The 7,414-nt window shown below is 67.4% G+C and carries 8 protein-coding genes (1 of these 8 cut by a window edge); 3 read left to right on the top strand and 5 right to left on the bottom strand.

All coding sequences use genetic code 11. From position 1 onward, the window contains the following. Positions 1-125, top strand: partial view of a DUF192 domain-containing protein gene (locus ACR9Y6_RS17890; RefSeq protein ID WP_481282506.1) — the end only. 325 nt of this gene lie to the left of the window's left edge; the window shows 125 of its 450 coding nt (coding positions 326-450); its start codon lies off the left edge, out of view; its stop codon occupies positions 123-125. A 244-nt stretch (positions 126-369) separates the two neighbouring features. Here ACR9Y6_RS17890 and ACR9Y6_RS17885 read toward each other — a convergent pair whose 3' ends face one another. Continuing rightward, entirely contained in the window at positions 370-561 is a 192-nt protein-coding gene (locus ACR9Y6_RS17885; RefSeq protein ID WP_036116149.1) for a rubredoxin, read from the bottom strand. Positions 562-657: 96 nt separating this feature from the next. Here ACR9Y6_RS17885 and thiE point away from each other — a divergent pair, with 96 nt between their 5' ends. Further along, the gene (gene thiE / locus ACR9Y6_RS17880) at positions 658-1,305 is read left to right on the top strand and encodes a thiamine phosphate synthase (protein ID WP_481282505.1); all 648 of its coding nucleotides are present in this window, start codon (positions 658-660) and stop codon (positions 1,303-1,305) included. After that, positions 1,302-2,579 carry a glutamate-1-semialdehyde 2,1-aminomutase gene (hemL, locus tag ACR9Y6_RS17875; RefSeq protein WP_481282504.1) on the top strand — a complete coding sequence of 426 codons (1,278 nt, stop codon included), beginning with the start codon at positions 1,302-1,304 and terminating at the stop codon, positions 2,577-2,579. The genes thiE and hemL overlap by 4 nt, the downstream gene beginning before the upstream one ends. A 233-nt stretch (positions 2,580-2,812) precedes the next feature. Here the strand turns inward: hemL and ACR9Y6_RS17870 are convergent, their stop codons facing one another. The 4 genes from ACR9Y6_RS17870 to ACR9Y6_RS17855 all read right to left on the bottom strand — a co-directional run bounded on the left by ACR9Y6_RS17870 (position 2,813) and on the right by ACR9Y6_RS17855 (position 7,407). Next, positions 2,813-4,060: an acetylornithine/succinylornithine family transaminase gene (locus tag ACR9Y6_RS17870; RefSeq protein ID WP_481282503.1), complete on the bottom strand. Its 1,248-nt coding sequence runs from the start codon at positions 4,058-4,060 to the stop codon at positions 2,813-2,815. Positions 4,061-4,431: 371 nt separating this feature from the next. Beyond that, positions 4,432-5,766 (bottom strand): sigma-54 interaction domain-containing protein, encoded by a 1,335-nt coding sequence (locus ACR9Y6_RS17865; RefSeq protein ID WP_481282502.1) that lies wholly within the window; start codon positions 5,764-5,766, stop codon positions 4,432-4,434. Positions 5,767-5,975: 209 nt separating this feature from the next. Continuing rightward, complete coding sequence (locus ACR9Y6_RS17860) at positions 5,976-6,794, bottom strand: SDR family oxidoreductase (protein WP_481282501.1); 819 nt, start codon at positions 6,792-6,794, stop codon at positions 5,976-5,978. Positions 6,795-6,804: 10 nt separating this feature from the next. Continuing rightward, a complete protein-coding gene (locus ACR9Y6_RS17855) occupies positions 6,805-7,407 on the bottom strand; it encodes an LON peptidase substrate-binding domain-containing protein (protein ID WP_426285674.1) in 603 nt (200 codons plus the stop codon). Between the last annotated feature and the right edge of the window lie 7 nt (positions 7,408-7,414).

Genomic DNA, 7,414 nt, shown 5'->3' with positions numbered 1-7,414 from the left:
CCATCTATCCCAGCGACGGCAGCGCGCGCTATGTCCTGGAATTGCCGGCAGGCACCGCGGGCAAGCTGGGACTGAAGCTGGGCGAGCCACTCACGGTCGAGGGCGAGCCCGGCGCCATCCGCTGATCCGGTGAAAGGCCGTGCTGGCAGGGAACACCCACGTGATAGGGAACGAGCGCCGCCGGATCGATGCCGGCAAGCTCGTCCCACTGGTCGTCGAAGGGAATGAATCGCTGCATGACCGCTTCCTCCACGAGTCGGCCACGTTGCGTGGCCCTGGAACCATGGAAGCAGGTTTTTCTGCGCTGACGCTGGCGAAATGGGGCGAAAAGATGTCAGCCCCATCCCTTGATGCTGTGCGCCGGCGTCGTCAGTCCAGTTCGACCATCTCGAAGTCGTCCTTGGTCACGCCGCAATCCGGGCAGGTCCAGGTGTCGGGGATGTCTTCCCAGCGCGTGCCCGGCTCGATGCCCTCGTCTGGCAGCCCCAGGGCTTCGTCGTAGATGAAGCCGCAAACGACGCACATCCATTTGCGAAGGGTGGTTTCGGTGCTCTGGCTCATGGCTTTGCGTACTGTCGTGGAACGGGAAAGTCCCACATTCTGTCACCCCCGGCGCGGCGGCGATAGCGCGGCGCCGTCACATTCCGAAGGACCACCATGACCTCCCTCCTCCGATCCCCACTCGCCGGCAAGGGCGTCTACGCCATCACCGACGGGCCCCGCGACGATCTCTTCGCCGCCGTGGAAGCCGCTCTCGCCGGTGGCGCGCGCCTCTTGCAGTACCGCGACAAGACGGCCGACACCGACCGGCGCCGCTCCGAAGCCGACGAGATTTCACGCATTTGCGCCCGCTACGGCGTGCCCTTCATCGTCAACGACGACGTCGCACTCGCCCACGAGACCGGCGGCGGCGTTCACCTGGGCCGTGAGGACGTCTCCATCGCCGAGGCCCGCGACGTGCTCGGTCCGGACGCGATCGTCGGCGTTTCCTGCTATGGCTCCATCGAACGGGCCCGGCAGCTGGCCGCCGAAGGAGCCGACTACCTTGCTTTCGGCGCGATGTACCCGTCCACGACCAAGCCCCACGCGCCGGTCGCGCCACACGACGTATTGACGCAGGCACGCTCCCTGGGCCTTCCGGTCGTGGCGATCGGCGGGATCAGCGCCGACAATGCGCAGGCCGTGATCGACGCGGGCGCCGACTACCTTGCCGTGGTCTCCGCCATTTTCGCCGCGCCCGACATCCAGACGGCGACGCGCCGTTTCGCCGACCTTTTCGACCCACGCCCCGGAATCATTCGATGACCACGAACCACGAACTCTTCGACCGCGCCCGACAACTGCTGCCTGGCGGTGTCAATTCGCCCGTGCGCGCCTTCAAGTCGGTCGGCGGCGAACCGTTCTTCACCGCCCGCGCCGACGGCGCGTATCTGTGGGACGTGGAAGGCAAGCGCTACATCGACTACGTGGGTTCGTGGGGGCCGATGATCGTGGGCCACAACCATCCCGCGGTACGCGAAGCGGTCGAGCGCGCGGTGCGGGATGGCCTGTCCTTCGGCACGCCCTGCGCGGCGGAAGTGACCATGGCCGAGACGATCGTTTCGCTGGTTCCCTCGGTGGACATGGTCCGCATGGTGAACTCCGGCACCGAAGCGACGATGTCCGCGATCCGCCTGGCCCGTGGCGCCACCGGCCGCAACAAGATCGTGAAGTTCGAAGGCTGCTACCACGGCCACGGCGACAGCTTTCTGGTGAAGGCCGGCTCGGGCGCCCTCACCTTCGGCGTGCCGACCTCGCCGGGGGTTCCCAAGGCCGCGGCCGACCTCACCCTCACGCTTCCATACAACGATATCGACGCGGCGCGGGAACTGTTCGCCGAGCACGGCGACGATATCGCCGGTCTGATCATCGAGCCGGTCGCCGGCAACATGAACTGCATTCCGCCGAAGGACGGCTATCTCGCCGCGCTGCGGGAGCTGTGCACGCAACACGGCTCGCTGCTGATCTTCGACGAGGTGATGACCGGTTTCCGTGTCGCCCTCGGCGGGGCACAGGCCCACTATGGCATCACCCCGGACCTGACCTGCTTCGGCAAGATCATCGGTGGCGGCATGCCGGTCGGCGCCTATGGCGGCCGTCGCGACCTGATGCAGCAGATCGCGCCCTCGGGCCCGATCTACCAGGCAGGCACCTTGTCGGGGAATCCCGTCGCCATGGCCGCCGGGCTCGCGATGCTCCGGCTGATCCAGGCACCGGGTTTCCACGACGACCTCGCGGCACGGACCGTGCGCCTCACCGACGGCATCCTGGGCGCGGCGCGCAAGGCCGGCATTCCGTTCAGCGTGAACCGCGTGGGAGCGATGTTCGGGTTGTTCTTTACGAACGAGACGGTGGAGACCTACGCACAGGCCACCGTGGCCGATGTGGCGTCCTTCAACCGCTTCTTCCACGGCATGCTCGAACGCGGCGTGTACCTGGCGCCGTCGGCCTTCGAGGCGGGATTCGTGTCGAGCGCGCACGGCGAGGCGGAGATCGAGGCGACGATCGACGCGGCGGCGGCGGCGTTCGCCGCGCTGTAACGCGATCCGGCCGCACCGGGGAGGCCGATTCACTATGGAAGGCCAAATTCACTGTGGGAGGCCGATTTACTGAGGGGGCTGAATCACTGTGGGAGCCGCTTCAGCGGCGATGGGCGCTTGCGGCACCCTTGCCCGCTGCCGCGGGATCGCCGACAAGGTCGGCTCCCACACGTGAAGGTCGGCTCCCACACGTGCTTGCCTCGATCACACGTGCTTACCGCATGCGGGCGCTATCAGGCGACCTTCGCTTCCTGCGCGAACTCGGCCAGCGTGGCGTGCAGGCGCTCCAGGCCCTCGGCCACCTCTTCGTCCGTGATCGTCAGCGGGGGCACGATACGCAGCACGTCCGGCCCCGCCTGGAGGATCAGCAGGCCGTGGGCGGCGGCGATGTCCAGGATCTCGCCCGCGCGGCCCTTGTATGACGCGTCGAGGACGGCGCCCAGCATCAGGCCGCGGCCACGTACTTCCGAGAACAGCTGGAATTCGTGGTTGAGCTTGTCGAGGCCCTTGCGGATGTCGTTGGACTGGCGCTCCACGTTGAGCAACACCGCGGGCGAAGCGATCTTGGCCAGAGCCACGCGCGCCACCGCCGCGCCCATCGGGTTACCGCCGAAGGTCGTGCCATGGGCACCGAACTGCATGACCTCGGCCACCTTCGGCCCCGCCAGCATCGCGCCGATGGGAAAGCCGCCGCCGAGCGCCTTGGCCAGGGTGACGATATCGGGCGTGACATGGTCGTGGCTGTGCGCGAACAGCGTGCCCGTGCGACCCATGCCGCACTGGATCTCGTCGAGCACCATCAGCGCGCCGTGCTCGTCGCACAGTTCGCGCACCTTCTTCAGGAAGCCCGGCGCGGCCGGCATCACGCCGCCCTCGCCCTGCACCGGTTCGAGCATGACGGCGGCGACGCCACCCTGGGCGAATGCTTCTTCCAGTGCCGCGGGATCGTTGAAGGGCACGTAGCGGAAGCCCCCGGGCAGCGGCTCGTAGCCTTCCTGGTATTTCGGCTGCGCGGTGGCCGTGACCGTGGCGAGGGTACGGCCGTGGAACGAGCCCTTGAAGGTGACGATCACCCGCTCTTCCGGGGTACGCCCCTGCGAGGCCGCCCACTTGCGCACCAGCTTGATCGCGGCCTCGTTCGCCTCGGCGCCGGAATTGCACAGGAAAACGCGCTCGGCGAACGGCGCGTGGTCCACCAGCTCCTGCGCCAGGCGCAAGGGCGGCTCGGAATAGAAGACATTGCTGGCGTGCCAGAGCTTGTGCGCCTGGGCGACCAGCGCCGCGACAAGGTCGGGATCCTGGTGACCGAGCGAGTTCACCGCGATACCGGCCCCGAAATCCAGGTAGTCCCGACCTTGCGTGTCCCACACCCGCGCGCCCTTGCCGTGGTCGAGCACGACGTCGCGCGGACGGTAGACCGGCAGCCAGTAACGCTTGCCCAGGCCGAGAAGGTCGGAGGGATCGACAGGATGCGACGACATCGGAACGGACTCCCGGCCCCGGCGGCGCCGGAACCCATGCAAGGATGGATGCGCATGCACGCGCGTGAAAAACGCATCGTATAAGGCGATGGGCGCCTCGACAACGTGGGACGTGTGTCTCCCCTGCAACGGCGTGTTACACGTCGCTACACCGGCTGAACGGCCGGCGTCCGGGTCGTCGCGGAAAATTCCTTGCGAATCAAAGCATCGGCATGATGGCACGACGCTTGCTCCCATCCAGGGGCAAGGCCCTGTGAAGCCGCGTGGTTCGCTCGCCCGACGACCCTGCCAAGCCGGACGAACGAATGGGGACTCCCGGTCCTTCCGAGGACCGGGAGTTTTCTTTTCCGGGGCGGGTGGAACCGGTGCCGTCAACGCAACTGATCGAGGGCCAGTTGATGCTTCTTGCAAAGCCGATAGACGGTGACGCGGGAAACGCGCAGGCGGCGCGCGCATTCGCTGATGTTGAAGGCGCTCGCGCGCAGGCAATCGACGATCGCCTCGCGCTCGGCCGAGGTGCGCGCGCTGCCCAGGCTGTCACGATCGCCAGCGGTCGCGTCCAGGCTCAACTCCAGGTCTTCCGGCGTGATCAACGCATCCTCGGCGATCACCGCCGCGCGCTGCACGCGGTTCATCAACTCGCGCACGTTGCCGGGCCATGCGAACGCGTTCATCGCCTTGCGCGCATTCGCACTGAACGCGCGGGCCCGCGTTCCGTAACTCTCGCGGAAGGCATCGAGGAAATGCTGCGCCAGCACTTCGATGTCGCCCTGGCGCTCGCGAAGCGGCGGCATGCGCAGGCGCAGCACGTTGAGGCGGTAGAACAGGTCCTCGCGGAAACGCCCCTGCATGACCGCCTTTTCCAGGTCCACATGGGTCGCGGCGAGCACGCGCACATCCACCTTGATCGACTGGCAGCTGCCGATCCGCTCGATCGTTCCCTCCTGCAATACGCGCAGCAGGTTGGTCTGCGCGTCCAATGGCAGGTCACCGATCTCGTCGAGGAAGACGATGCCGCCGTCGGCGGATTCGAAGTGGCCGATACGCCGCGCGGTGGCCCCCGTGAAAGCCCCGCGCTCGTGACCGAACAATTCCGACTGCACGAGGTTGGCCGGCAAGGCGCCGCAATTGATCGCGGCGAACGGGCGGTCGCTGCGCGAGGAAATCTGGTGCAAGGCGCGTGCGGCCATCTCCTTGCCCGTACCGGTCTCGCCCGTGATCAGCAAGGGCAGTTCCACGGGCGCGAACTTGCGGATGTTCTGCGACAGCGCGCGGATGGCCGGGCTGCTGCCGGTCAGCATGCTGGGCTGGTCGTCGACAGCCGCCGTCCTGTCCCCGGGAACGCGGGCGAGGGCGCGGCGCAAGGCGCCGAACGACGAAGGACCGTCGATGATCTCGAACGCCTGCGGCAATACATGGCGAACGGAAGGATCGCGCGCTGGCGTTCGCGCGCTGGTCAGGCCGATCCACACCATGCCGGGATGCGACTCACGCAACCCGGCGAGGACTCGCACCGCGGCTTGCGCACTCGTGCGCAAGTCCACCACCGCGATGGCGGCGTCGCCGCATTCGGGCGGTTCCGCATCCTGGCGTGCCGGGTCGGCGACCAGCGTTCGCCAGCCTGCCCGGATCAGCCCGAAGTGTTCCTCGACGCTCGGTCTACCCACCCAAACGACGCAACGTCCCGTCGATTCCCCGCGCGACATGCCTGCTCCTCACCATTTCGTGGCCTGCTGCCGGCTTCGCGGGCTCGTCTTCGGACCCGCCGCCGGCACCCCTGCAGGCCGGCAAGCCCCACTTCGCCGCCCGCATTCCCAGCAGGGACGACCGGCCCGACGTTATACCCGCTTGCCGAAAGCGGCCATACGCCAAACGAGCTAGCCTGACGAGCGGCAGTCCATCGCTGACACCGTAGTCATAGAAACAGGTCGGGTAACAGCGTATTTCCCGGTGCGACCGCGTAACGGTCGAAGTCGCGCACGCCCTCTTCCCGCAAGACGTCTTCGTCGATGCAGAAATGGCCGGTGAAGTCGCGTGACGGCTTCGTGAGGATCGCGTGAGCGGCGTCTGCCACGATCCCGGGCGTGCGGCAATGCTCAGGACGCACCGTGTCGCCGAGCATGGCGATGGCGGCGGTCGCGATCACCGTTCGCGGCCACAACGCGTTCACCGCGATGCCCATCGGGGCGAATTCCGGCGCCATGCCGAGCACGCAATGGCTCATGCCGAATTTGGCGATGGTGTACGCCACGTGCGGCGCGTACCAACGTGGATCGATGCTCGGTGGCGGCGAAAGCATCAGCACATGCGGATTGGCCGCTTCCTTGAGGAACGGCAGGCACGCCTGCGTCGCGAGGAAGGTGCCACGCGTGTTCACCTCGTGCATGAGGTCGAAACGTTTCATCGGCGTGTCCTCCACGCCGGCCAGCCAGATCGCGCTGGCGTTGTTCACCAGGATGTCGATCCCGCCGAAACGTTCCGCGGCGGTGGCGGCCGCCATGCGCACTTCGGCTTCCTCGCGGATATCCACCTTGAGCGGCAGGGCCACGCCGCCGGCGGCTTCGATCTCCGCGGCGGCGGTATGGATGGTGCCCGGCAAGCGCGGATTGGGCACGTTGCTCTTCGCCGCGATGACGATATTGGCGCCGTCACGCGCGGCGCGCAGGGCGATCGCAAGCCCGATACCGCGCGATGCCCCGGTGATGAACAGCGTCTTGCCGGCGAGCGTCGTCATGGCCGATGCCTCATGCACGTTGGAAACGCGGAAGGATATCGCGCAGTTCCGCAAGGCGTTGCAGGGGATCGGCGAGTTCGAGCATGTGCTGGCACTCGTCCGGATCCAGCGGCAGCAGCTCGGACAGACGGAACCCCACCCAGCTCGCGTCGTCCGCCTTCGCCGCCACGTCGTTGCGCCACGGCGGCGACATCTGCTCGGAGAGGCGTTCCAGGATGGTCGCCAGCAAGCCGAATTCGGCCGGCAAGGGAATGGTTTCCTCGTCTTGCCAGGTGGCGATGTCGCCGCGCACCTGGCCGTCCGAACGCACGCGCGTGCGCATCACCCGGAAGCGCCGCCCGCCCTCGGCGACGATGCCGAGCAGGCCGTCTTCACGGGTGTGGAAATCGGTGATCGTGGCCAGCGTGCCCACGGCGGCGGGGACGGCGGGCTGACCCGCCTCGCGGCCTTCGAGGATCATGCACACGCCGAAGGCCCGGCCGGTGCGCGCGCATTCGCGCACCAGGTCGATGTAGCGCGGTTCGAAGATGCGCAATTGCAGGTGACCGCCCGGAAAGAGGACGTTCGACAGGGGAAACAGCGGAAGGTCGAGCGCGGGCGTGGTCGCGGCCATGCCCGTG

The sequence above is a fragment of the Luteibacter sp. TLI7-4A genome (assembly GCF_056754745.1).
This window is presented reverse-complemented; position numbering and strand designations above follow the sequence as displayed.